The sequence below is a fragment of the Halorubrum tebenquichense DSM 14210 genome (assembly GCF_000337415.1).
Taxonomy (GTDB): Archaea; Halobacteriota; Halobacteria; order Halobacteriales; family Haloferacaceae; genus Halorubrum; species Halorubrum tebenquichense.
In genome coordinates, this window is record NZ_AOJD01000049.1 from 56,594 (window position 1) to 78,991 (window position 22,398).

Here is a 22,398-nt window from a genome sequence, read left to right on the forward strand (position 1 = left end):
CTCGACCGCTCTCGCAGTTCTCCGATCTGATAGCTCGTCGCGAACGGTTATTACCCGGACGCGACGACTCCCCGACAAATGCGGACCACACGGCTCCGAAACGCGGCCGAACTCGGCCTGCTCGCGGCCGTGGGTCTCGTCCCGCTCGGGTATCACCTGCGCTCGCTGTCGTCGATGAGCGACCCCCTCGCGATCGTGAGCGGCGTCGCGGTCCCCATCGCCTGTAGCGCGCTCGTCGCCGCCGCGACGGTGCCCATCGCTCGCTCGCCGCTCTCGCCGGCGCACACGCTCCGCATCACCGGGTGGAGCGCCCTCGGAGCGGTGACGCTCGGCGCGGTCGCGCTGCTCTTCGTCACCTACGAGACGAGTCAGGGGCCGTCGCCGACCGGCCCGCTCGTCGTCATCGGCGGCGCGGCGTCGGCCGGGTCGGCGTTCGGACTCGCCTTCGGGGTGACCGACGCCCGACAGCAGCGCACGCAGGACCAACTCGAACGGGCGAACGCCCAGCTCACGGTGTTGAACCGCGTGCTCCGTCACAACATCCGCAACGCCATGACGGTCGTCAGCGGACGGGTCGAGTTCCTGGCGGACCGCGCCGACGGCGGCGGGGAGAGCGCCGCCGTCGTGGAGGAGAACGTCGACCGGCTGCTGTCGGTCAGCGAGCACGCCCGCCACATCGGCGCGGTGATCGGGTCCGAGGGTCCCGACGGCCCCGGGGACGTGGAGACGGTCGTGGACCTCGTCGAGGTCGTCGACGGCGTGATCGAGCGGCTCGAAACCGAGCACCCGAACGTCGAGTTCGATGCCCCTGAGGCGGCGACGTGTCGGGTCCGGGCGCACCCCCTCACCGAGGCCGTCGCGTCGGAGGTGATCGAGAACGCCGCGGTCCACGGCGGCGACGCGCCGCGGGTCTCGGTCTCGCTCCGCCGCGTCGGCGACGGCGTCGCGGTCCGCGTCGCCGACGACGGGCCGGGGATCCCCGCGGAGACGGTCGAGACGATCCGGCGCGGCTACGAGACCTCGATGCGTCACACCGACGGACTCGGCCTGTGGCTCGTCCAGTGGGTCGTCGACCGGTCCGACGCCGACCTCGGCTTCGAGTCGACGGCGGACGGGCAGGTCGTTCGGATCCGGTTCGAGCGCGTCGAGGAGACCCAGGGCGTCCCGGCCGCGGGCCCGAGCGAGGACCCGGCGGGTGCGGGAGGCGTCGGGGACGCCGTCGGCGCGGACGACTGATCCACTTGTCGCTCTCTCGCGGAGACCGATCGGCTCGCCGGCGACGACACGTTCTTCCGCGTCTCGGGCCGATGAACGACCGATGCCAGACACCATGCGAGCCGCGGTCGTCTCGGAGCCGGGAGCCGACTTCGAGGTCGTCGAGCGCGACGTGCCCGAGCCCGGTCCCGATGAAGTCCGGGTCGCCGTCGAGGCGTGCGGGATCTGCCGCAGCGACGAGTTCGTCGTCGAGGGCGGCTACCCCGGCGTGAGCTATCCCCGCGTCCCGGGCCACGAGATCGCCGGGACCGTCGACGCGGTCGGCGAGGACGTCGAGGCGTGGGAGCCGGGCGAGCGCGTCGGCGCGGGCTGGCACGGCGGCCACTGTTTCACCTGCGAGGCGTGTCGCCGCGGCCAGTTCCTCCAGTGCGAGAACGCCGAGATCACCGGACTCACGTTCGACGGCGGCTACGCCGAGCACGCGACGGTCCCCGCCGAGGCGCTGGCGGCGATCCCGGACGGACTCGACGCGGTCGACGCCGCGCCGCTGCTGTGCGCGGGGATCACCACCTACAACGCCCTGCGCAACTCGGACGCGCGCGCCGGCGACCTCGTCGCCGTCGTCGGGGTCGGCGGCCTCGGCCACCTCGCGGTTCAGTACGCGCACGCGGCCGGCTACGAGACGGTCGCGATCTCGCGCAGTCCCGACAAGGAGTCGCTCGCCCGCGATCTGGGCGCGGACCACTTCGTCAACGCCGCCGAGGCCGACCCGGCCGAGCGGCTTCAGGAACTCGGCGGCGCGAGCGTCGTCCTCACGACCGCGCCCGCGAGCGACGCCATCGAGTCGGTCGTCGGCGGGCTCGGGACCGACGGCTCGGTGATCGTCGCCGGCATCCCGGGCGAGCCGGTGTCGGTCGACGCCCAGCAGCTCGTCGGGACGCGCGGCGCGGTCGAGGGCTGGGGGTCGGGTCACGCCCGCGACTCGCAGGACACGCTGGAGTTCAGCGCGCTGCGCGACATCACGCCGGAGATCGAGACGTTCGACCTCGACGACGTCGACGCGGCCTACGAGCGCATGGCCGAGAACGAGGCGCGGTTCCGCGTCGTGTTGGAGCCGTAACGGCGCGATTCGCGTCAGCGCGTCCGTCCCCGTCGGTACCGCTGGTAAGTCGCTGGTACGCTAAACTACTCAAAATTTAATAACATACGGCCTGAAACATCCGTGCGATGTACTGGTCTCCGCCAGCGCTCTCCCGCGTACAGTTCCTCTCGGCAGGCGTGGTAACCGCTGTCACCGTCGCGTACTCGGCGGCGATCGTCGGGTCGGTGCTCTCGGCGCTCGTACTGCTCTCACCGTTGCTCTCAGTGTACCTCGTGTGGGGATTCCTCGAAGCCGCCTGACCGACCGTCGACCGATCGATCGCCCCGTCGACCGGAGCGTCCGAGGCGCGGTCGAGACGAAATTTAATTTCAGTCGGCTGTCAAAGGTACGGTGACAATGCGGTTCGCCCTCCGAGGAGTTCCGGTCGAACTCACGGCGCTGGCGGTCGTCGGTCTCCTGCTCGGGGCCGGGATCGCCGGGTACGGGCTGTACGACTACACGCGGCAGTCGGCCACCATCGACGACGCGGTCGCTGTCGAGGCGAACGTCACCGAGGCGACGGTCTCCGAGCGAGTCGGCCGTCGCGGAGTCACCTACCACGCGAACGTGAAGTTCACTTACGAGTACGAAGGCAGCGAGTACGCGAGCGAGCGGCTGTACCCGACGCCGATCAGCTCCGGGTACGGGCGGGAGTCGCGGGCCGAGTCGCTGGTCGAGCCGTACCGCACGAACGAGACGGTGACGGCGTACGTGCCGCCCTCCGCGCCGAGCGACGGGTTCCTGATCCCGCGGCGGTCGAGCGCCCCGCTCACCGTCGCCGGTCTCGGCGCGGCGCTCGTCGCCCTGATCGCGCTCGACGCCGTCGGGGACCGAACCGCCGGACGGGGGACGGACCTCCGGCCGCCGAGCGAGCGCGAGCCGACGCGGTACGAGACGCTGTTCGGCCGCGACCGTGACGCGGTCAACGCGCTCGGCAAGCGCCTCGTCGCGGGGGGCGCGGCCGCGTTCGCGCTGTCGCTGGTCGCCGCGGTGCTCCTGCTGGCCGGCGCGGAGGGGACGTCGTTCCGGGCCGACCCGACCGAGCCGCTCGGTCTCGCGGCGGCGGTCGCGGGGCTGGGCGTCCTCGCGGTCCTCGTCGGACTCGCGCTGTACCTGGTCTGGTCGGTCACCGAGTACCGCCGGCTGCGCGAGCGGATCGCGCCGCCGCGGCCGCCGAGCCCCTTCAGACGCCCGACGCGGCTCGTCACGATCCTCGCGGCGAGCCGTTCGTGGGAGGACCTCGATCCGTACGGGAAGCGGGTCGCCCGGACCGCGGTCGCGGCCCTCGCGCTCCTGATCGTCGGCTGGCAGTTCGCCGCCGTCCTCCTCCGGGCGTCCTGACCGGGCCCGACCGCCGACGCCTCCGGTCCGGGCGGTCCCGCCGCTCCGAGCAGCGCCGGCCGCGACCCCGGGCCTTTTGCCTCGCCCGCCGGTAGCCGATCGCATGCGCGCAGCCGTCTTCAACGGTCCCGGCGAGATCGGCGTCGAAGAGCGACCGCGGCCCGAGATCGAGGCCCCGACGGACGCGATCGTCCGCGTCACTCACACCGCGATCTGCGGGTCGGACCTCTGGTTCTACCGCGGCGACAGCGACCGCGACCCCGGATCCCCGGTCGGCCACGAGCCGATGGGGATCGTCGAGGAAGTCGGCGACGACGTGACCTCGGTCGCCCCCGGCGACCGGGTGCTCGCTCCCTTCGCCATCTCCTGCGGCGAGTGCGAGTTCTGCCGGAAGGGGCTCCACACCTCCTGCGAGAACGGCGACTCGTGGGGCGGCGACAACGGCGGCGGGCAGGGCGAGTACGTCCGGTCGACCCACGCCGACGGCACGCTCGTCCGCGTCCCCGACCGCCACGCCGACGACGAGGACACGCTCCGCTCGCTGCTCCCGCTGACCGACGTGATGGGGACCGGCCACCACGCGGCCGTCAGCGCGGGCGTCGAGGCGGGGTCGACGGTGGCCGTCATCGGGGACGGCGCGGTCGGCCTCTGCGGCGTCCTCGCGGCCCGGCGGCTCGGTGCCGAGCGGATAATCGCCGTCGGCCACCACGAGGACCGCCTCGAACTCGCCGAGGAGTTCGGGGCCACGGAGACCGTCTCCGAGCGCGGCGACGAGGCGGTCGAGCGAATTCGGGAACTGACCTACGGCGGCCCGAACCACGTGATGGAGTGCGTCGGCGCGGCGAGCGCGATGAACACCGCGGTCGACATCGTCCGTCCCGGCGGCACCATCGGCTACGTCGGCGTCCCGTACGGCGTCGACGACGAGGGCCTCGACGTGTTCGGGATGTTCGGCGACAACGTCACGCTCGCGGGCGGGGTCGCCCCGGTCCGCGCGTACGCCGAGGAGCTGATGGCCGACGTGTTACAGGGCACGCTCGACCCGTCGCCCATCTTCACCGAGACGGTCGACCTCGGCGGCGTCCCCGAGGGCTACCGCATGATGGACGAGCGCGAGGCGATCAAGGTGCTGGTGAAGCCGCACGGCGACGCCTGATCGCCCGCGGCCCCGGCTTCCCGTCGCGCTCCGCTCGGGTCGACGCTTAAACGACGGCGCGCGCCGCCGAGCGCCTTTTTAAGTGCGCGAGGAGCGCGTGCGAGGGAGCGGTNCGGTGAGCGCTCGGAGAGCGCGAACCGCGAGGCTGGGGCCTCGGCGGAGTTCGCGTCGATCGAGATCCGATACACAACCACGGCATCGTACAGCCGAGCACCCGAGCGTTCGGGAGCGATTCGGGCCCGATCCCGGCCGGCAGTTTGTAACTGAACGTTTGCGACTCCCGACCGATTCACCGCGGGATCTCCGACTCACCAGAAGCAAGCATTTCGAACGGAGACAGGTCCGAGATGGCGAATTCGGGCCGATACGGCGTAACTTTTAGAAACGTCCGGGCCATGTGAGTAGTTGTCATGTGCCACCATCACGACGAGGCGCGCACGTGGACGGAGATCCAGACGCGTCACCGGGCCGCGGAGGCGGACGAGAACGTCGACGAGATCCCCGACGTCGACGCGGTCGACGAGCCGGCGGACGAGACGGAGGAGACCGAGCCGCCGGCGGAGCCGCGCGCCCCGGCCGACGACTGACGCGGTCGGGCGCGACCCCGCCTCGAACCCCGACTTTCTATCGCGCGTCGCTGTCCCGGAGCCGCGGCCGCGGCGCTCCCGAGCGAAAAACTTTCAACTGGAATTCACGAACCCCTCGTCCGTGTCCCCCGGCCTCCCCTCCGCCCGAACCGCCGCGATCGTCTCCCTGCTTCTCGTCGGCGTCGCGCTCAGCTTCGCCTTCCACGCGACGGCCGCCGGCTCGGAGATCACCTACGAGGCCACGCCGGTCGAACCCGGCGAGGACCCGGATCCGGTGGCGGAGGCGTCCTCCAACGTCACCGACCTCGACGAACGGCTCTCGGACACCGCCGACCGGAACCGGGAGCCGGTCCGCACCGCCGCCGCGACCGGATCGTTCGAGGGCGCGCTCTCGTCGGAGCTAGCGATCGCGCTCGACGGCGCGGAGTCCCGGTACGCCCGGTACGACGGGCGCTACTACGAGTGGTCTCTGTCGACGGGCGACGAGACGGCGAACGCGACGATCGAGATGCGCCCGACCGACGCCGAGTCGGTGTTCGCGGCCGTCGCTCGCCCGGCGTCCGAGTCGTCGGCGGACGTCCGCCGGATCATCGACGAGGGGACCGCGAACGGCTCCGGCGTCCGGTCGGGGCTGTTCCGTCGGGACGGGGCGTACTACGCCGTCGCGATCGAGAGCGAGGCCGCGGTCGCGGGCCAGATCGCGTCCTCGTTCGCGGGGTTCGCGCTCACGCCAGTCGGCCGCGGGTACGCCGCCGTCGGACTGGGACTGCTGGCGTACCGCTACCGCGAGCCCACCCGCGACCGACTCCTGACCGTCCGCCGCGCCGCCGCGGTCGCCGCGCTCGCGGTCCCGCTCGCGCTCGTCGCCACCGCGCTCTTCGAGACCGGCTCACCCGCCCGGTTCGTGATCGGCCCCGCCACCGCAACCGTCGTCGCGTCGGGGGTCGTCGCCGGCGCGTGCGTCGCTTCGAGCCGGTGGCGCTCGCTCGTCGGGGTGACCGTCGGAATCGGACTGTTCGCCACGGCCGCGATCGCGGCCCCCCTCGGCCCGATCGGCTTCCTCTTCGGCCCCCTCGCCGTGCTGTTCGGGATCGCGACCGGCGCGGTCCCGTTCGGGTACGGGTACTGGTTCGCGCGGCCCGCGGCGGACGCGACAAGCCCGTCAGACTCGGCGGCGCGTGAAGACCGCGACGCCGGTCCCTGACCCCGGTCCGTGACGCGCCGACCGGTCGCCGTCTCGGCTCCGATCAGTCCCGGAGCAGGTAGCGGAACGCGCGGAGGTGGTTCGACCCGCTCTCGGTAACCGAGACGTACTGGTACTTGGAGTGTTCCTCGATCTCGACGAACCCGCGGTCCTCCAGCGGGTCGACGACGTGCGCGTTGAGCCGCCGGTAGTACCCCCGCTCCGGGTTCTGGACGCCCTCGGTGTCGTAGCGCTCGACGAAAGGGAGCCCCTCTCGGCGGCCGTACTCGATGAGGTCGCCCTTCGTGACGGGCTGTTCCCGCTCGACGTGCGCGAGGACGGCGACGTGTTCGGCGTTCGGCTCCTCTATCGGGTACTTCGGGAGCGTCTCCGGCGGCTTCGCGCCGGAGGCCACCGGTCGCTCCTCGCCGCCCGCGTACTCCGCGGCGCGGACGTAGTACGGGATCGCGCCGGTGACCATACAGGCGATCATCCCCCCGATCGCGGTCACCTTCGACCCCGACGCGAGGTTCACGTAGACGTTGTGATCGCGCAGCTCGTCCGAGATCTCGGCGATCGTCCCGAGCGAGCTGAAGAGGTTGAAGATGTCGCACTCGACGGTCTCGGTCCGGACCCCCTCGGCCCGGATCCGCTCGCGGGCGGTCTGGTGATACGACGGCCGGTCGACCCCGTCCCGCTCCGCGTCCGGTTCGAGGAAGATCACCTCGTCGGCGTCGCCGTCGACGACCGGTTCGACGATGCGGTCCAACTCGTACCCCAGCGGCACGACGTGGACCCGCCTCGGAACGTCGAGGTCGTCCATGTGTTACCACGCGACGTGACGATATTGACAGTTGTGATCACACTGTCGTTATTTTTGTCGTTGACGGCATAATTCCTATCCGATCGGACTCGCTACTTTCGACCGCCGACGGGGTCTCCCGCTGTCCGCTCCCTCCGAACGACGTGGGTCGGCCGTCCGCGGTCGGCCCGTTCGGCCCTCCTCCGGTCCCCGCGGTCGGCCGCCCCTCCCCGCCGGGACCTCGTCGGCGGTCTCGCCGGGACCCGCGCGACCCACCCACACCGTCAAGCCGCCGGCGTCCATGATATCCGACATGGACCGCAACGCCGTGCGTCGCGCGTGGGACGAGGTCGCCGAGACGTACGCTGCCCGCCGCGACCCCGACGGCTCGGACGCGGCGCTCGTCGGCGACCTGCTCGACTCGTTGTCGACCCCCGGCTCCGCGGACGCCCCGCGCGTCCTCGACGTGGGCTGCGGCGACGGCGCGCGCACCCTCGCGAACCTCCCGCCGGGCAGCGTCGGGCTCGACGTCTCGCGGCGCGGGCTCGACCTCGCGAGCGAGACGGTGCCGGACGCCCGACTCGTCCACGGCGAGATGACGGCGCTCCCCTTCGGCGACGATCAATTCGACGCGGTCACGGCGTACCACGCGGTGTTCCACGTCGACCGCGAGCGCCACCCCGACGTGTACGCCGGGTTCGCCCGCGTCCTCCGACCCGGCGGTCGGCTCCTGATGACGCTGCCGAGCGGCCGGTTCGAGACGGTCCGGCGCGGCTGGATGGGCGGCCGGATGTTCTTCTCCGCCCCCGGCCGCGAGCGGACCCTCGACCAGCTCCGCGCGGCCGGCTTCACCGACGTCGAGACGACGACCGCGACCGACCCGCTGGGGAGCAGCACCGAGTTCGCCTTCGCGACGCTGGACCCGGACCCGAACGACCCGTGAGCGACCCCGACGAGGTGCCCCACGACGTGCGCGCGAGCCTCGAACAGCTGCTCGCGGCGGCGGCGTCGGCGGCCGCCGACGGCGACGACGAGACCGCGCGGGCGGCGCTCGACACGGCCGAGACGGTCGCGACGAACAAGCTGCCGGCCGGCGAGCGGCGGGACCGGATCCGGTGGGGCTGTGCCGCGGCGGCCGACGCGCTCCCGAACGGCGACCTCGCGGCCGCGTACGCGACGGCGACCGCGGACGCCGTCGCCGACGACGAGTGAGGGCCCGCAGACGATATCCACACCGCAACGAATTTTATACTTCGAACTGTCCGGCAAAAATATGGAGCAGCGCGACGCCCGCTTCGTCCTCCTGAGCGCCCTCCTCGCGTGTACCTTGGTGAACGCGCTCGACGCCCCGACCGCCGAGTGGTTTCAGACGGCGTCGTTCGCCCTCGCGTCCGCGACGCTGCTCTACGCCGGCTACGTGGTCGTCCGCCCCCGGCTCGGGTGGCTTCGCGCTCGGTGACCGGCCGCGCTCGGACCGCTGACTTCGGGCCCCTGACTTTAGTCGCTCGCGCGCTTCGGGTTCACCATGCGCGTCGCCTCCCTGCTGCCCTCCGCCACGGAGACGCTGTTCGCCCTCGGCGTCGAGCCGGTCGGCACCTCGCACAGCTGCGACCACCCGCCGGCCGCCCGCGAGTTACCGACGCTGACGAGCACGGTCGTCGACCACGAGGACCGTTCGGCGAGCGACATCGACGCGCAGATGCGCGCGGTCGACGGCGCGGTGTACGACCTCGACGAGGGGCGGCTCGCCGACTTGGAGCCGGACCTCCTCGTCACGCAGGCGACCTGCGACGTCTGCGCGGTCGACGCGGGCGAGGTCCGGGCCGCGGCCGAGCGCCTCGACCCCGCGCCCGACGTGCTCGCGCTTGACCCGCACTCGTTCTCGGACGCCCTCGACGACGTCGTGCGGATCGGCGAGGCGGTCGGGGAAGCGGCGGCCGCGAGCGCGCTCCGCGCCGACCTCAGCGACCGCGTCGACGCGGTCCGGGAGCGGGCCGAGCGCGCGGTCGCCGACGAGGGCCGCCCCCGGGCCGCCGTCCTCGACTGGACGGAGCCGCCGATCCGGGCGGGCCACTGGGTGCGCGACATGGTCGAACTCGCCGGCGGCGACCCCTCCTTCCAGCCCGACGGCCCCTCCGAGCCGGTCGCGTGGGACGACGTCCGCGCCGCCGACCCCGAGGCCCTGGCGGTCGCGCCCTGCGGGTTCGACCGCGACCGCGCCGTCGAGGCGGTCGGCGACCTCGCGGACCGCCCCGGCTTCGACGAGTTGCGCGCGGTCCGCCGCGACCGCGCCTACGCGGTCGACGGCAACGGACTCTTCAACCGGCCGAGCCACCGGCTCGTCGACTCGCTGGAGGCGCTGTTCGGCTGTCTCCACCCGGACCACGCCGCGACGCCGCCGGCCGCGAACGACCGGGTCGCGCGCGTCTCGCGGGACGGGAGCGAGGCGGCGTCCCCGTCCGTCCGCGCCGACGGCGGGTGAGGGGTCGGCGCGGTCGTCGTCTCAGGTCTCCGCGCGGCTACCGCCTCAGGTCTCGGATCGGTCGCGGAGCGCCGACAGCGTCTCCGCCGCGCGTAGGTCCGCGACCGTACAGTACCACGCGCCGCGCACGCCGTTCCGGTCGTTCTCGACCGGCCGGTCCAGCGGCACGAGGTCGTCGAACTCGAAGACGACCACGACGCGCTCCTCGGAGAACGGGTCGATCAGCGCCGTCCAGTCGTCTTCGTCCATGGGCCCCGGCTCGCCGCGGGCCTGCTCGGTGCGGGCGGCCACGCGGGCGTAGTGCGTGACCGCGGAGACGGGGGCCGTCCGGTAGAAGGCCAGGTACTCGAAGTCGGCGCGGGTGCGGTCGTACGAGCGCGGGGCGGGGTAAAAGCCCTCGCGGCAGCGCTCGAAGGTGTCCGACTGCGTCGCGACGACGCAGACGCGGGCGTCGCCCGGCGCGTCGTCGTCGGGGGCGTCCGCCGCGAATCGGTCGAGGTCCACGAGCGTGTTGGGGGGCGAGCGCGGATATATCCCCGCTCGGCCCGTACCGCGGGGCAATGGCACGGAGCGCGGCGAGCGCGCGCGGCGGTCCCCGCGAGCGCGACGAGACGCGGAGCGAGGCGGACGACGCACCGAGCGACGGGACGCCCGGTCCGCCCGCCCTCGCGGTCGAGAACCTCACGAAGCGGTTCGGCGACGGCGACGACGCGGTGACCGCCGTCGACGACGTGAGCCTCACCGTCGAGCGCGGGTCGGTCGTCGGTCTGCTCGGGCCGAACGGCGCGGGCAAGACGACGCTGATCAAGTGCGCGCTGGGCATCGTCATCCCCGACGCGGGGTCGGTCCGGGTGTTCGGCGCGGACGTGCGCGACGGCCGCCGGGCGGCGTACGCCGACGTGGACGCGATGTTGGAGGGCGCGCGCAACGACTACTGGCGGCTCACCGTCCGGGAGAACCTGCGCTACTTCGCGACGGTGAGCGGCGTCGACCCCGACTCCGTGGCGGCGCGCCACGACCGGCTGCTCGACCGGCTCGACCTGACCGACAAGGCGGACACGCCGGTCCGAGACCTCTCGCGCGGCATGAAACAGAAGGTGTCGCTGGCGAGCGTGCTGGCCGGCGGCGCGGAGCTGGTCTTCTTGGACGAGCCGACGCTGGGGCTCGACGTCGAGAGCGCGCGGACGCTCCGGGCGGAGCTGCGCCGGCTCGCGGCCGAGGAGGGGCTCACCATCGTCGTCAGCAGCCACGACATGACGACGATCGAGGCGGTGTGCGACCGCGTCGTCATGCTGTCGAACGGGCGGATCGTCGCCGACGACACGGTCGAGGCGCTGCTCGGCGCGGCCGATCGCGACGTCGTCCGCGTGGCGAGTCCCGACCTCGATCGGGAGACGATCGCGGGGCTCCGCGAGCGGTTCGAGGTCGTCGACGTCGACGCGGAGGCGCACCCGCCCGGGGTGTCGGTCGTCGCGGGGGGCGACCGGCTGTACGACCTGACCGACGCGCTCCGCGCGGCCGGCGTCACGGTCTCGGACGTCCGGACGGTCCAGCCCGACCTGGAGGACGTGTTCCTCGAACGCACCGGCAGCACCCCCGGAGGTGACTCCGCGTGAGCGGCGACGCGCCGTCGGCGGACGCGGCGGCCGCCGACGCGTCGAGCGCGGACGGGTCGCGGGCCGCGGACGCGACCGACGCCGCGGCCGTGGAGGAGGGCGAGCCGCGGCCGGCCACCTACTACCACCTCGCGCGGGCCGTGCTGTACCGGGAGTTCCTGATCTTCGTGCGCTACCCGGCGAACGCGATCGGGGGGATCGTGGTGTCGCTGTTCTTCTTCGCGGCGCTGTTCCTCGGCGGCCAGCTGCTCGCGGGGCAGGCGCTGACGGACTCGATCGAGGGGATCGTCGTCGGCTACTTCCTGTGGACGCTGTCGGTGGGCGCGTACTCGTCGGTGTCGAACGACATCGGTAGCGAGGTCCAGTGGGGGACCTTAGAGCGCCACATCACCACCCCGTTCGGCTTCGCGCCCGTCGCGCTGCTGAAGGGGGTCGCGAAGGTGGTGCGGACGTTCCTCACGAGCGCGGTGATCCTCGCGGTCATGCTCGTCATCACGGGGACGCGGCTGAGCCTCGCGCCGGTGACGGTGATCGCCGTCGCGGGCCTGTCGATCACCTCCGTTCTCGGACTGGGGTTCGCCGCGGGCGGGGTGACGGTGCTGTACAAGCGGATCGGCAACTGGCTCAACCTCCTCCAGTTCGGCTTCGTCGCGCTGATCTCCGCGCCCGTCTTCGACCTGCCGTGGACGCGCGTCCTCCCATTGGCGCACGGGAGCGCCATGCTCCAGCGCGCGATGGTCGACGGGATCCGACTGTGGGAGTTCCCGCTCGCCGACTTGGCGCTGCTCGTCGCGGTCGCGGTCGGCTACCTGTTCGGGGGGTACCTCGTCTTCCGGGCCGCCACCCGCCGCGCGCGGCGGCTCGGCGTGCTCGGCGACTACTGACCCGCCGGGACGCGTCCACATATTCACTCGGTTCCGACTCCACGTAAAAAACCCCGACTGGGGTAGCTTTATTTTCATGGATAAGGGTGATAGATCCGTCACACATGACTGACGTCACCCTTCGTCGGACGCAGCTAGCGACGCCTGCGAGCGACGAGAACATGATGCATTCGGCCGCCGACAGCGACGCCGACGAGGTCTTCCTCGACTTGGAGGACTCGGTCGCGCCCGACGCGAAGCCGGCCGCGCGCGAGCCGCTGATCGAGGCGGCCCGCGAGGAGGACTGGAGCGACAAGGTCCTCAGCTTCCGGATGAACGGAATTGACACCAAGTGGTGGTACGACGACGTGATCTCCGTCGTCGGCGAGGCGGGCGAGTTCATCGACGACATCATCGTCCCGAAGGTCAAATCCGCCAGCGACGTTCACACCGTCGAGAACCTCCTCGAACAGGTCGAGGAGAACAACGGGCTGGAGGTCGGCGCGATCGGGCTCGAACCCCAGATCGAGGACGGCGAGGGGATCCACAACGTCCACGAGATCGCCCACGCCTCCGACCGCCTCTCTTCGATCATCTTCGGCCCCGGCGACTACTCGGCGGCGATGGGGACGCCCGGACTCGACATCGGCCAGTTCCCGGAGTACCCCGGCCACTACTGGCACCACGCGCTCTCGGAGTGTAACTCCGCGGCGAAGTCCGCCGGCCTCCCCTGTCTCGACGGCCCGTACGCGGACATCGAGGACCCCGAGGGGTTCCGCGAGTCCGCGAACAACGCCAACATGATCGGCTGCGACGGCAAGTGGGCGATCCACCCGTCGCAGATCGAGATCGGCAACGAAGTGTTCGCGCCGGACCCGGAGACGGCCGAGCGCGCCAAGCGCATCGTCGACGCCTACGCCGAGGCGATGGAGGAGGGCAAGGGCGCGGTGTCCGTCGACGGCCAGATGGTCGACGAGGCGACCAACAAGATGGCTCAGGACATCGTCGAGAAGGCCGAAGCCGCCGGCATCCTGTAATCGGTCGACCGACCGGTCGACTCGCGTCCCGCCGACACCCGACTTTTTCGCGTCGACCGCGTCTCGGAGCGGTCGCGTTCTGAACGACAGCGGGAGTACGTATCGTAAATCCGTGCCGGCGAGCGTATATTTAAAAATGATCTGAGCGACGGCGACGATCTCGTGTAAAGAACGATGCGGTCGGCGCGTGCCTCCGAGCGCGCCGCCGAAGGCGGCCGCGAGTAGCGAGAGACCGAAGGTCTCTCGGACAGCCGGCGGCGAAGCCGCCGNAAGAACGAGGCGGTTGGCGCGTGCCTCCGAGCGCGCCGCCGAAGGCGGCCGCGAGTAGCGAGAGACCGAAGGTCTCTCGGACAGCCGGCGGCGAAGCCGCCGGCGAGAGCACCGCGCGAGGGAGTCGCTGGCGGCGATAGCCGCCAGCGACGAGGCTGGAGAGGTGTGCGGTGCGGTTGCTGTGTGGGTGGGGCTTTGCCTGTCCTCACCGTGACGTCATCGTTTACTTATAAATAGCCGACAGCGACGCCGCTTGATCACTCATAAATGACCGATCAATCACCGCACGATACGTACTCCCGAAATCGCCCGTCCTCCTCTGTGCTATTTATAAGGGCTCGATCAGTTCGACCGCGTGCCCGTCGGGGTCTTCGACGAACGCGGTCCGCGCGCCCGCCTCCGGCTGGTCGCCCGGCTCCTTCACGACGCCGTGGTGGTCGATCGATTCGAACGCCTCGTCGACGTCGTCGACGCCGACCGCGACGTGGTCGTACCGGTCGCCGTCGTCTCCCGGCTCCTCGCCGTCGGCGTCGGACAGCTGGAACTCGACGCCCGCGTCGTCGGCGACGTAGACGTTCCGCGTGTCGCCGTCAGCGGTCGTGAACTCCCAGGAGCGCTCGAACCCGAGCTGTTCGACGTACCAGTCCGCCGCCCGGTCCGCGTCGGCCACGTTGAGACACGTGTGGAGTATCTCCATGGGTCTCGGCTCTCGCGGTGAGGGCATAAATCCCGGCGGGAGCCGCGCCATCGGCGACGGCGGCCGCGTCGGCGTCGTCTCGTAAAATTATCATTAACAAAGGTTTTATTCATTTTCTCGCCCCGGAGTACACCATGGCAACCGAACCCACGCGGGGGAGTGACGCGCCGGACCTGGACACGTCCGCGGCCGCGCTCGGTCACGACCGGCCGGACGTGGCCGCCTACCGGGACCTGGCGTCGGACCTCCGCGACCGGGTCGCGGGAGAGGTCCAGTTCGACGAGTACGCGCAGGTGCTGTACGCGACGGACGGGAGCATCTATCAGGCGCGGCCGGCCGGCGTCGTCCTGCCGCGCTCCGTCGAGGACGTACAGGCCGCGATGGCCGTCGCCGCCGACCACGGCGTCCCGGTCATCCCGCGGGGTGCCGGCTCCTCGCTGGGCGGGCAGACGGTCGGGCCGGGCTGCGTGGTGTTGGACTTCTCGAAGCACATGGACGAGATTCTGGAGGTCCGACCCGACGACCGGCGGGCCGTGGTCCAGCCCGGCGTCGTGCAGGACCACCTCGACGACCGGCTGGCCGAGGACGGGCTGAAGTTCGCGCCCGACCCGGCCTCCTCGGCGCGGGCGACCGTCGTCGGCGGGATCGGCAACAACTCCACCGGCGCGCACTCGGTGCGGTACGGGATCACGGACGCGTACACGGAGGAGCTGACGGTCGTGCTCGCTGACGGCTCGCTGCTCCACACCCGCGAGGTCGTCCTCGACTCCCCCGAGTACGAGGCGATCGTGTCGGGCGACGACCTGGAGGCCTCGCTGTACGAGACGACGCGGGCGCTCGTCGAGGACAACGAGGCGCAGATCGACGAGAAGTACCCGAACCTCAAACGCTCCGTCTCCGGGTACAACCTCCACAAGGTGATCTACGAGAACGACGACGGCGAGGCGGTGATCAACCTCTCGAAGCTGTTCGTCGGCGCGGAGGGCACCCTCGGCACGATCGTCGAGGCCGAGGTGTCGCTGGTCACCCGCCCCGAGGAGACGGCGCTGGCGCTGTACACGTTCGACTCGCTGGTCGACGCGATGAAGGCGGTGCCCGAGGCGCTGGAGTTCCCGGTGAGCGCGGTCGAGCTGATGGACGACGAGGTGTTCTCGCTCGCCGCGGGGTCACAGGAGTTCGCGCAGTACGCCGAGCCGATCCCGGACCGCGCGGCCGCCGCGCTCATGCTGGAGTGGGACTCGGAGCTGGTCGACGACTTCGAGGCGGCGATGGCGGACACGACCGCCCACTTCGTCGACGAGGGCGACGCCTTCGACGTGTTGGAGGCGTACACCGACGCGGATCAGGCGGACCTCTGGAAGCTCCGCAAGGCCGCGATCCCGCTGCTGATGAGCATGCGCGGCGACCCGAAGCCGTACCCGTTCATCGAGGACGCGACGGTGCCGCCCGAGGAGCTGGCCGAGTACGTCGGGCAGTTCGAGGACGTGCTGACGGACCACGACACCTCGGCCGCCTACTTCGCGCACGCCGGGAGCGGCACGCTCCACATCCGCCCGATCCTCTCGCTCAAGGAGGAGGAGGGCGTCGAGAAGATGCACTCCATCTCCGAGGACGTCACGGACCTCGTCTTGGAGCACCACGGCGCGTTCTCCGGCGAGCACGGCGACGGGCTCGCGCGTACGGAGTTCAACCCGAAGATGTACGGCGAGGACCTCTGGAGCGCCTTCCAGGAGCTCAAGTCGACGTTCGACCCCGAGTGGCGGATGAACCCGGGCAAGGTCGTCTACGTCGACGGGGAGGCCGCCGCCGAGCGCGGCTACCCCGACACCGCGGCCGACACGGACATGCGCGAGAACCTCCGGTACGGCCCGGCGTACGAGTCGATCGAGCCGCAGACGGAGCTGGACTTCGACGACGAGGGCGGCTTCTCCCATCTCGTCGAGCTGTGTAACGGCTGCGGGACGTGCCGCGAGACCGACTCCGGCGTGATGTGCCCGACCTACCGCGCCTCCGAGGAGGAGATCCAGGCGACCCGCGGGCGCGCCAACATGCTCCGGGCCGCCATCAGCGGCGAACTGGACGACGACGAGATCCACTCCGACCGGTTCCAAGAGGAGGTGCTCGGCCTCTGCGTCGGCTGTAAGGGGTGCAAGAGCGACTGCCCGACCGGGGTCGACCTCGCGAAGCTGAAGGCCGAGGTGAAACACGAGCACCACGAGGAGGAGGGGTCGGGGCTCCGCGAGCGGATCTTCCGGGACATCGACCGCTTCTCCGCGCTGGGGAGCGCGCTCGCGCCGGTCTCGAACGCGGCGACGAAGATCCCCGGCGCTCGCGCCGTGATGGACGCGGTCGCAGGGATCGCGCCCGACCGCGAACTGCCGACGTTCCGCTCGGAGAGCTTCGAGGACTGGTTCGCGGCGCGCGGCGGCTCGACGGTCGCGCCCGACGAGGCGGTCGACACGGTCGCCTTATTCCCGGACACCTACACCAACTACAGCTACCCGGCCGCCGGGAAGGCGGCCGTCTCGGTGCTGGAGGCCGCGAACGTCCGCGTGGAGGTGCCCGACGACTTGGCGGCCTCCGGGCGGGCGGCGTTCTCGACGGGCTTCCTCGACGAGGCCCGCGAGCGCGCCGCGACCAACGTCGAGCGGCTCGCGCCCCGGGTCCGCGACGGGCAGTCGGTCGTCTTCGTCGAGCCCTCGGACGCCGTGATGTTCCAGGACGAGTACCTCGATCTCCTCGACGGCGACGACGTCGAGACCGTGTCGGCCGCCGCCTACGGCGTGCTGGAGTACCTCGACGCCGGCCGCGTCGACGAGCGGTTGGCGTTCGACGCGCCCGCCGAGTCGCTCACCTACCACGGCCACTGTAACCAGAAGGCGACGAACAAGGACCACCACGCGGTCGGCGTGCTGCGTCGCGCCGGCTACGACGTGGACCCGCTCGACTCCTCCTGTTGCGGGATGGCCGGCTCCTTCGGCTACGAGTCGGAACACTACGACATCTCGAAGGCCATCGGGCGGATCCTCTTCGATCAGGTCGACGAGAGCGACGGCGAGACGGTGACCGCGCCCGGCGCGTCCTGCCGGTCCCAGCTGGGCGACCGCGACGAGGGCACCGAGGCCCCGCCGCACCCGATCGAGAAGGTCGCCGAGGCGGTGACCGGTCCCGCGGTCGCCGCCGACGCGAGCGTCGCCGAGCCGACCGGCCCGGCGGCCGCCGACGACTGACGGCGGCGCGGCGGTCTCGGGAGCCGCGCCGGCTCTCGTCCGCGGAACCCCGCTCCGCTCGTTCGGTCCGGTCGCTCGTCCGTCTGCCGTGTAACCCGCTCGGCGAAACATTTCGAACGAGCCTGACTGTCTCGTCGATATATCACGAACTATCCGCCACGATACGTTACGATTTCGAGCCGCTTATGCCCCTGAGCGTACGATCTACGAACGTAATGACCGATATCAAAACGATCTACAAGAGCGGCTCCGTGCGACTGAAGGACACCCCGCGACCCGAGGATCTCGACGCGACGACCAGCCCGGTCGCCCGCCTCGTCGAACGGCTGCGCGCCTGAACCGGGTTCCCCTTTCTCTCGGTGACGCGCCGTCCGCCGCGTAGCAGGACCGAACCGACGCTCCGAACGTCGCCGCCGCTCGCGGGTCGCGGTCGCGTCGGGCGAAAGAGGCCGCGCCGCGGCGTCGGTCCCGGCGCTCAGAACACGCCGGTGAACAGCACGTAGCTGAACAGGAGACACAGCAGTCCGACGCCCGTCGCGTAGTACAGCAGGGGGATGAGGTTCAGCCGCATCACCCGTCCCTCCTGTCCGAGCAGGCCGACGGTCGCCAGCGCGGCGACGAGGTTGTGGATCGCGACGAGGTTCCCGATGGCACCGCCGACGGCCTGCGCGCCGACGATGACCGTCCGCGGGAGCCCGAGCTGCGTCGCCGCCTCGAACTGGAACGCGCCGAAGGTGATGTTCGAGACGGTGTTCGACCCGGCCATCGCGGCCCCGAGCGCGCCGATCAGCGACGCGAACGCCGGGTACGCGACCCCCAGCAGGTCGGCGGTCGTCTGCGCGAGCAGCACGATCATGCTCCCGACCTCTGGCGCGCCGGGGTGCGCGCCGGACTGGAGCATCACCTGTACCATCGCGATGACGAAGACGAGGGCGATGAACGGCGAGACGATCTTCCGGGCGGCCTCCTTCCAGGCGTCGCCCACCTCCTGACCGGACATCCCGAAGATCGGGATCGCCAGCACGGCGCTCACGAGCAGCCAGAATCCGGGGACGTTCATCCACGCGACGGAGCCGTTGAGCGTCGTCCCGAGGATGCCGTCCCAGTTGACGATGAAGACGCTACGGTTGATGAAATCGGAGATCGGACCGACGGCCCGCGTCACGACCAGCAGGACCACGAGCAGGACGTACGGCGACCACGCCTTCAGGAGCGACATCTCCTCGTCGACGTCGGTGATGTCGGCCGCCTCCGCCTCGGGCGAGACGCCGCCGCGGCTCTCGGCACCGCCGCCGTTCGACCCGTTCGACTGCCCCGGTTCGATCGAGCCGACCCAGTGGTCCTCCCAGCGGTCGCGCTCGGGGAACTCCCAGTCCTCGTCCGGGAGCAGGTACCCCGCGCGCAGGATCGACAGGACGATCGCGCCGCCCACCATCGAGCCGATGAGCGCCGGGAACTCGGCGGTGAGGTACCACGCGGAGACCCAGTACGGGACCGCGAAGGAGGTCCCGGCGACCAGACAGAGCGGTGCGACCTCCCACGCCGGCGCGAGCGACCGCTCGTCGGGGTCGCCGAAGAAGTACACGACCATCCCGACCGCGAACAGCGGCATCACGAACCCGATCAAGGCGTGATACGTCGCGGCCCACGCGGCCACCTCGACCGAGAACTCCCGGACGGTCATCCCCCCGCCCTCGATCGCGGTCCGGGTGAACTCGACGCTCTCCATCGGGCTCTGGATCCCGACCACGATCGGCGTCCCCACCGCGCCGTAGGTGACGGCGATGATGTGGCCGATGATCGCCGCGACCACCGCCGCGAGCGCCGGGAAGCCGAGCCCCAAGAGCAGCGGCGCGACGACCGCCGCTGGCGTCCCGAAGCCGGCCGCCCCCTCGATGAACGTCGCCATGAAGAAGGCGATCAGGACGATCTGGACGCGCCGGTCGTCGCTGACCGTCGCGAACCCGCGGTTGATCCGGTCGAACGCGCCCGCCTCCATCAGCGTGTACAGGAGGACGAGCGCGCCGAAGACGATCCAGAGGATCTCGATCGCGGTCATCACCCCCACGGCGGAGGCACCGGCGAGCCAGTTCACCGGCATGTTCCACGCGAAGTAGCCGACCCCGATCGCGGCGACCCACGCCAGCGGCATCGCGCGGGTCGCCGGCCAGAGGAGGCCGACGAGCAGGACGCCGGCGAGCAGCAGCGGGACCGCCGCGATCGCGACGTCGACCCCGGTCGTCATTCGGACCCCCCTCCGTCGTGTCCAGCGGTTCGACACCCTCCACGGCTCGTGTTAGGAATAGTCACCCACATGCGACGTGGGTTCATCACGTTCATTAATTATAAAAACTCGCGTTTCAACGAAACTGTCACTTTCGCTCGAAACCCCGCCGTCAACCCCCTACGGCGGGGATACTACGGTGGTGGCGTCCGACGACGGGAGACTGACATGCGACGGGTCGCGGTCGAGGGCGACGGCGGTCGGTCGCGCCGCCGCGGGGTCGATCACCGCTCCTCGTCCGGCTCCGCGGCGAGGGCCTCGTCGCGGAGCTCCCGACAGCGGTCGCCCGTGACCGCCAGCTCCGGGACGGCCGTCGGCGTCCCCGACTCGTCGACGGCGACGAACACGAAGTACGACTCCGTGGTGAGCTGGCGCTCCCCGGTGCGCGGCGACTCGCGGTACGCGCGGATCCGCGTGCGAAGGCTCGTGCGCCCGACCGCGTACACGTACGACTCGATGACGCAGGTGTCTCCCTGCGGGACCGGCCGCTTGAAGTCGAGGCCGTTGATCTTGGCCGTGACGCAGGTCTCGCCCGCGGCGCGCATCGCGGACATCGCGCCGATCTCGTCCATCCACTTGACGACGTTGCCCCCGTGGGCGGACTCGTAGTTGTTCGTGTGCGTGGGCTGGACGCGCTGGCGGTTCTCGATGTACGTGTCGCTGACGCTGGGCATGCTCGTGGGTGGCGCGGCTGCCGGAAAAAGGCCGGTCCCGAGGCGGCCCGTCACCCCGAATTCGGCGGGTTTCGGACCAAAACCGGGTCGAAGACTCACCGTCCGTCGAATTATCGACGCGTGTAATTTGGCCTGTACTCCTAAATAGGGCATCTCGTTCGGTACATACAGACCATATGCTAAACGCGATCACCACGCGGTACGGCCGACGGGTCGGGGCGGCCGTGCTCCTGGCGCTCGCCGCGACGCTCGGATTCGTCGCCCTCTTCGCGGGGCACGTCGCGACGGTCGGGACGCCGGCCGCGGCGACGGCGGCGCTGACGGCGGTCGGCGTCGTCGTCACGCTGAACCTCGGGCTGCTGGGTATCGTCCTCGTCGGGAACGTCGCGGTCGAACTCCGGCGGCTGACGGAGACCGCCGAGGCGGTCGGCCGCGGCGAGTTCGACGCGAGCGCGACCTCCGACCGCCGCGACGAGATCGGGCGGCTGTTCGACGCCTTCGACGAGACGCGCCGGTCGCTCCGGGACGCGGTCGCCGAGTCCGAGCGCGCGCAGTCGGAGGCGGAGACGGCCCGCGAGGAGGCCGAGGCGCTGTCCGACACGCTGCTCGACCGCGCCGAGGAGATCGGCGGCGCGATGGAGCGGGCCGCGGAGGGCGACCTCACGCGCCGGCTCTCCGAGGACAGCGACGTCGACGCGATCGAGCGCATCACGGCCGCGTACAACGAGATGACCGGCGGGCTCTCGACGACGGTCGAGGACATCCAGTCGTTCGCGGGCGACGTGGAGGCGACGAGCGAGGAGATGGCGGCCGAGGCCGACGACGTGGCGGCGATGAACGAGGAGGTGGCCGCCGAGATGCGCGAGCTGGCCGACGAGCTGGACGCGCAGACCGAGCGGCTGCGCGAGACGGCCGCGGACACCGACGACTTCTCCGCGACGGTCGAGGAGATCGCCTCCACCACCGACGAGGTGGCGGGCGACGCGAGTGCCGCGGCCGACCTCGGCGAGGAGGGCGAGGCCCGGGCGCGGGAGGCGGTCGAGGCGATCGCCGCGATCGGCGACCTGCTCGCCGACCTCGACGAACTGGTCGCCGGGTTGGACGACCGGATGGACGGCGTCGCGGAGACAACCGACGTGATCGCGGACATCGCCGAGCAGACCAACATCCTCGCGTTGAACGCCTCGATCGAGGCGTCGCGGGCGGGCGGCGACGGCGACGGCTTCGCGGTCGTCGCCGACGAGGTGAAGGGGCTCGCCGAGGAGACGCGCGAGTCGACGACGGAGATCGAGGCGACGATCGGCGAGGTGACCGAGGACGTGTCGGCGGTCGCCGGCGAGATGGACCGGACGATGACCGAGTTGGACGAGACGACCGCGGCGGTGCGCGAGGCGGGGACGGCGATCGAGGAGCTCACCGGCACCGTCGAGGACGTCGACGTCGCGATGGGCGACATCGCGCGGGCGACCGACGAGGGCGCGGAGGGGATCGAGTCTGTCGCGGCGCGCGTCGAGGCGGTCCACGGCTCCGCCACCGACGCCGCGGACCGCGCCCGGGCGCTGGCCGAGACCGCGGACGACACCGCCGACACCGTCGGCGACCTCGCCGAGACGGCGACGGCGCTCGCCGAGCGCACCGCGTCGCTCACCGAGCGGCTCGCCCAGTTCGAGACGCGGGCGACCGACGCGACGCCGGGCTCCGTGACGGCGGCGACCGCGGCAGCGGCCGACGCCGAGCCANGGGTCCCGGCGCGACCGACGCGGCCGCGGACGGGGGCGACGCGCCACCGGACCCGGCCGGCGGCGACGCGGAGGTGAGCG

General features: G+C 71.3%; 22 protein-coding genes. 17 read left to right on the forward strand and 5 right to left on the reverse strand.

Annotated features, from left to right (window positions below):
* The first annotated feature begins 78 nt into the window (after nt 1-78).
* The 7 genes from C472_RS08805 (at nt 79) to C472_RS08825 (ending at nt 6,644) form a co-directional block, all read left to right on the forward strand.
* Entirely contained in the window at nt 79-1,236 is a 1,158-nt protein-coding gene (locus C472_RS08805; RefSeq protein ID WP_006629474.1) for a sensor histidine kinase, read from the forward strand.
* 94 nt (nt 1,237-1,330) lie between these two features.
* Nucleotides 1,331-2,335 carry an alcohol dehydrogenase gene (locus tag C472_RS08810; protein WP_006629475.1) on the forward strand — a complete coding sequence of 335 codons (1,005 nt, stop codon included), beginning with the start codon at nt 1,331-1,333 and terminating at the stop codon, nt 2,333-2,335.
* Nucleotides 2,336-2,442: 107 nt separating this feature from the next.
* Nucleotides 2,443-2,616: a hypothetical protein gene (locus C472_RS17285; protein WP_161612627.1), complete on the forward strand. Its 174-nt coding sequence runs from the start codon at nt 2,443-2,445 to the stop codon at nt 2,614-2,616.
* Nucleotides 2,617-2,713: 97 nt separating this feature from the next.
* A complete protein-coding gene (locus tag C472_RS16355; RefSeq protein WP_006629476.1) occupies nt 2,714-3,697 on the forward strand; it encodes a DUF3592 domain-containing protein in 984 nt (327 codons plus the stop codon).
* 103 nt (nt 3,698-3,800) lie between these two features.
* On the forward strand, nt 3,801-4,853 hold the full coding sequence (locus tag C472_RS08820; protein ID WP_006629477.1) for a zinc-dependent alcohol dehydrogenase family protein: 1,053 nt from the start codon (nt 3,801-3,803) through the stop codon (nt 4,851-4,853).
* Between the two features lie 410 nt (nt 4,854-5,263).
* Entirely contained in the window at nt 5,264-5,440 is a 177-nt protein-coding gene (locus C472_RS17530) for a hypothetical protein (RefSeq protein ID WP_162832664.1), read from the forward strand.
* A gap of 121 nt (nt 5,441-5,561) precedes the next feature.
* Nucleotides 5,562-6,644, forward strand: coding sequence for a hypothetical protein (locus tag C472_RS08825; protein ID WP_006629478.1), 1,083 nt, complete (start codon nt 5,562-5,564; stop codon nt 6,642-6,644).
* Nucleotides 6,645-6,687: 43 nt separating this feature from the next.
* Here C472_RS08825 and C472_RS08830 read toward each other — a convergent pair whose 3' ends face one another.
* Nucleotides 6,688-7,446, reverse strand: coding sequence for an HFX_2341 family transcriptional regulator domain-containing protein (locus C472_RS08830; RefSeq protein ID WP_006629479.1), 759 nt, complete (start codon nt 7,444-7,446; stop codon nt 6,688-6,690).
* Nucleotides 7,447-7,738: 292 nt separating this feature from the next.
* Here C472_RS08830 and C472_RS08835 point away from each other — a divergent pair, with 292 nt between their 5' ends.
* The 4 genes from C472_RS08835 (at nt 7,739) to C472_RS08850 (ending at nt 9,907) form a co-directional block, all read left to right on the forward strand.
* On the forward strand, nt 7,739-8,368 hold the full coding sequence (locus C472_RS08835; RefSeq protein WP_006629480.1) for a class I SAM-dependent methyltransferase: 630 nt from the start codon (nt 7,739-7,741) through the stop codon (nt 8,366-8,368).
* The gene (locus C472_RS08840) at nt 8,365-8,637 is read left to right on the forward strand and encodes a hypothetical protein (protein ID WP_006629481.1); all 273 of its coding nucleotides are present in this window, start codon (nt 8,365-8,367) and stop codon (nt 8,635-8,637) included. The genes C472_RS08835 and C472_RS08840 overlap by 4 nt, the downstream gene beginning before the upstream one ends.
* A gap of 61 nt (nt 8,638-8,698) precedes the next feature.
* Complete coding sequence (locus C472_RS08845; protein WP_006629482.1) at nt 8,699-8,884, forward strand: hypothetical protein; 186 nt, start codon at nt 8,699-8,701, stop codon at nt 8,882-8,884.
* A 66-nt stretch (nt 8,885-8,950) separates the two neighbouring features.
* Nucleotides 8,951-9,907, forward strand: a complete 957-nt coding sequence (locus tag C472_RS08850) for an ABC transporter substrate-binding protein (protein WP_006629483.1) — start codon at nt 8,951-8,953, stop codon at nt 9,905-9,907.
* Nucleotides 9,908-9,952: 45 nt separating this feature from the next.
* On the opposite strand, the gene C472_RS08855 is transcribed toward C472_RS08850, so the two are convergent.
* Complete coding sequence (locus C472_RS08855) at nt 9,953-10,411, reverse strand: hypothetical protein (protein ID WP_006629484.1); 459 nt, start codon at nt 10,409-10,411, stop codon at nt 9,953-9,955.
* Between the two features lie 56 nt (nt 10,412-10,467).
* Between C472_RS08855 and C472_RS08860 the strand changes: the two genes are divergently transcribed.
* The 3 genes from C472_RS08860 to C472_RS08870 all read left to right on the forward strand — a co-directional run bounded on the left by C472_RS08860 (nt 10,468) and on the right by C472_RS08870 (nt 13,423).
* Nucleotides 10,468-11,523 (forward strand): ABC transporter ATP-binding protein, encoded by a 1,056-nt coding sequence (locus tag C472_RS08860; protein ID WP_006629485.1) that lies wholly within the window; start codon nt 10,468-10,470, stop codon nt 11,521-11,523.
* Complete coding sequence (locus tag C472_RS08865; protein WP_006629486.1) at nt 11,520-12,407, forward strand: ABC transporter permease; 888 nt, start codon at nt 11,520-11,522, stop codon at nt 12,405-12,407. Before C472_RS08860 ends, C472_RS08865 begins: the two co-directional genes overlap by 4 nt.
* A gap of 104 nt (nt 12,408-12,511) precedes the next feature.
* Nucleotides 12,512-13,423 (forward strand): HpcH/HpaI aldolase/citrate lyase family protein, encoded by a 912-nt coding sequence (locus tag C472_RS08870; RefSeq protein WP_049906472.1) that lies wholly within the window; start codon nt 12,512-12,514, stop codon nt 13,421-13,423.
* 598 nt (nt 13,424-14,021) lie between these two features.
* On the opposite strand, the gene C472_RS08875 is transcribed toward C472_RS08870, so the two are convergent.
* Nucleotides 14,022-14,390, reverse strand: coding sequence for a VOC family protein (locus tag C472_RS08875; protein ID WP_006629488.1), 369 nt, complete (start codon nt 14,388-14,390; stop codon nt 14,022-14,024).
* A 134-nt stretch (nt 14,391-14,524) separates the two neighbouring features.
* Here C472_RS08875 and C472_RS08880 point away from each other — a divergent pair, with 134 nt between their 5' ends.
* A complete protein-coding gene (locus C472_RS08880) occupies nt 14,525-17,620 on the forward strand; it encodes an FAD-binding and (Fe-S)-binding domain-containing protein (protein ID WP_006629489.1) in 3,096 nt (1,031 codons plus the stop codon).
* Nucleotides 17,621-17,835: 215 nt separating this feature from the next.
* Nucleotides 17,836-17,958 carry a hypothetical protein gene (locus tag C472_RS18005; protein ID WP_275039748.1) on the forward strand — a complete coding sequence of 41 codons (123 nt, stop codon included), beginning with the start codon at nt 17,836-17,838 and terminating at the stop codon, nt 17,956-17,958.
* Nucleotides 17,959-18,095: 137 nt separating this feature from the next.
* Here C472_RS18005 and C472_RS08885 read toward each other — a convergent pair whose 3' ends face one another.
* Together C472_RS08885 and C472_RS08890 are read right to left on the reverse strand one after the other, a co-directional pair.
* Nucleotides 18,096-19,865 (reverse strand): L-lactate permease, encoded by a 1,770-nt coding sequence (locus C472_RS08885; RefSeq protein ID WP_006629490.1) that lies wholly within the window; start codon nt 19,863-19,865, stop codon nt 18,096-18,098.
* 263 nt (nt 19,866-20,128) lie between these two features.
* Nucleotides 20,129-20,578 (reverse strand): acyl-CoA thioesterase, encoded by a 450-nt coding sequence (locus C472_RS08890; RefSeq protein ID WP_006629491.1) that lies wholly within the window; start codon nt 20,576-20,578, stop codon nt 20,129-20,131.
* Between the two features lie 176 nt (nt 20,579-20,754).
* Between C472_RS08890 and C472_RS08895 the strand changes: the two genes are divergently transcribed.
* The gene (locus C472_RS08895; protein ID WP_006629492.1) at nt 20,755-22,395 is read left to right on the forward strand and encodes a methyl-accepting chemotaxis protein; all 1,641 of its coding nucleotides are present in this window, start codon (nt 20,755-20,757) and stop codon (nt 22,393-22,395) included.
* The last annotated feature ends 3 nt before the right edge of the window (nt 22,396-22,398 follow it).

Bases quoted from the DNA above. Each gene is read 5' to 3' on its own strand.
- C472_RS08805 (WP_006629474.1), top strand. From the start codon at position 79: ATGCGGACCACACGGCTCCGAAACGCGGCCGAACTCGGCCTGCTCGCG.
- C472_RS08810 (WP_006629475.1), top strand. From the start codon at position 1,331: ATGCGAGCCGCGGTCGTCTCGGAGCCGGGAGCCGACTTCGAGGTCGTC.
- C472_RS17285 (WP_161612627.1), top strand. From the start codon at position 2,443: ATGTACTGGTCTCCGCCAGCGCTCTCCCGCGTACAGTTCCTCTCGGCA.
- C472_RS16355 (WP_006629476.1), top strand. From the start codon at position 2,714: ATGCGGTTCGCCCTCCGAGGAGTTCCGGTCGAACTCACGGCGCTGGCG.
- C472_RS08820 (WP_006629477.1), top strand. From the start codon at position 3,801: ATGCGCGCAGCCGTCTTCAACGGTCCCGGCGAGATCGGCGTCGAAGAG.
- C472_RS17530 (WP_162832664.1), top strand. From the start codon at position 5,264: ATGTGCCACCATCACGACGAGGCGCGCACGTGGACGGAGATCCAGACG.
- C472_RS08830 (WP_006629479.1), bottom strand. From the start codon at position 7,446: ATGGACGACCTCGACGTTCCGAGGCGGGTCCACGTCGTGCCGCTGGGG.
- C472_RS08835 (WP_006629480.1), top strand. From the start codon at position 7,739: ATGGACCGCAACGCCGTGCGTCGCGCGTGGGACGAGGTCGCCGAGACG.
- C472_RS08845 (WP_006629482.1), top strand. From the start codon at position 8,699: ATGGAGCAGCGCGACGCCCGCTTCGTCCTCCTGAGCGCCCTCCTCGCG.
- C472_RS08850 (WP_006629483.1), top strand. From the start codon at position 8,951: ATGCGCGTCGCCTCCCTGCTGCCCTCCGCCACGGAGACGCTGTTCGCC.
- C472_RS08860 (WP_006629485.1), top strand. From the start codon at position 10,468: ATGGCACGGAGCGCGGCGAGCGCGCGCGGCGGTCCCCGCGAGCGCGAC.
- C472_RS08870 (WP_049906472.1), top strand. From the start codon at position 12,512: ATGACTGACGTCACCCTTCGTCGGACGCAGCTAGCGACGCCTGCGAGC.
- C472_RS08875 (WP_006629488.1), bottom strand. From the start codon at position 14,390: ATGGAGATACTCCACACGTGTCTCAACGTGGCCGACGCGGACCGGGCG.
- C472_RS08880 (WP_006629489.1), top strand. From the start codon at position 14,525: ATGGCAACCGAACCCACGCGGGGGAGTGACGCGCCGGACCTGGACACG.
- C472_RS18005 (WP_275039748.1), top strand. From the start codon at position 17,836: ATGACCGATATCAAAACGATCTACAAGAGCGGCTCCGTGCGACTGAAG.
- C472_RS08885 (WP_006629490.1), bottom strand. From the start codon at position 19,865: ATGACGACCGGGGTCGACGTCGCGATCGCGGCGGTCCCGCTGCTGCTC.
- C472_RS08890 (WP_006629491.1), bottom strand. From the start codon at position 20,578: ATGCCCAGCGTCAGCGACACGTACATCGAGAACCGCCAGCGCGTCCAG.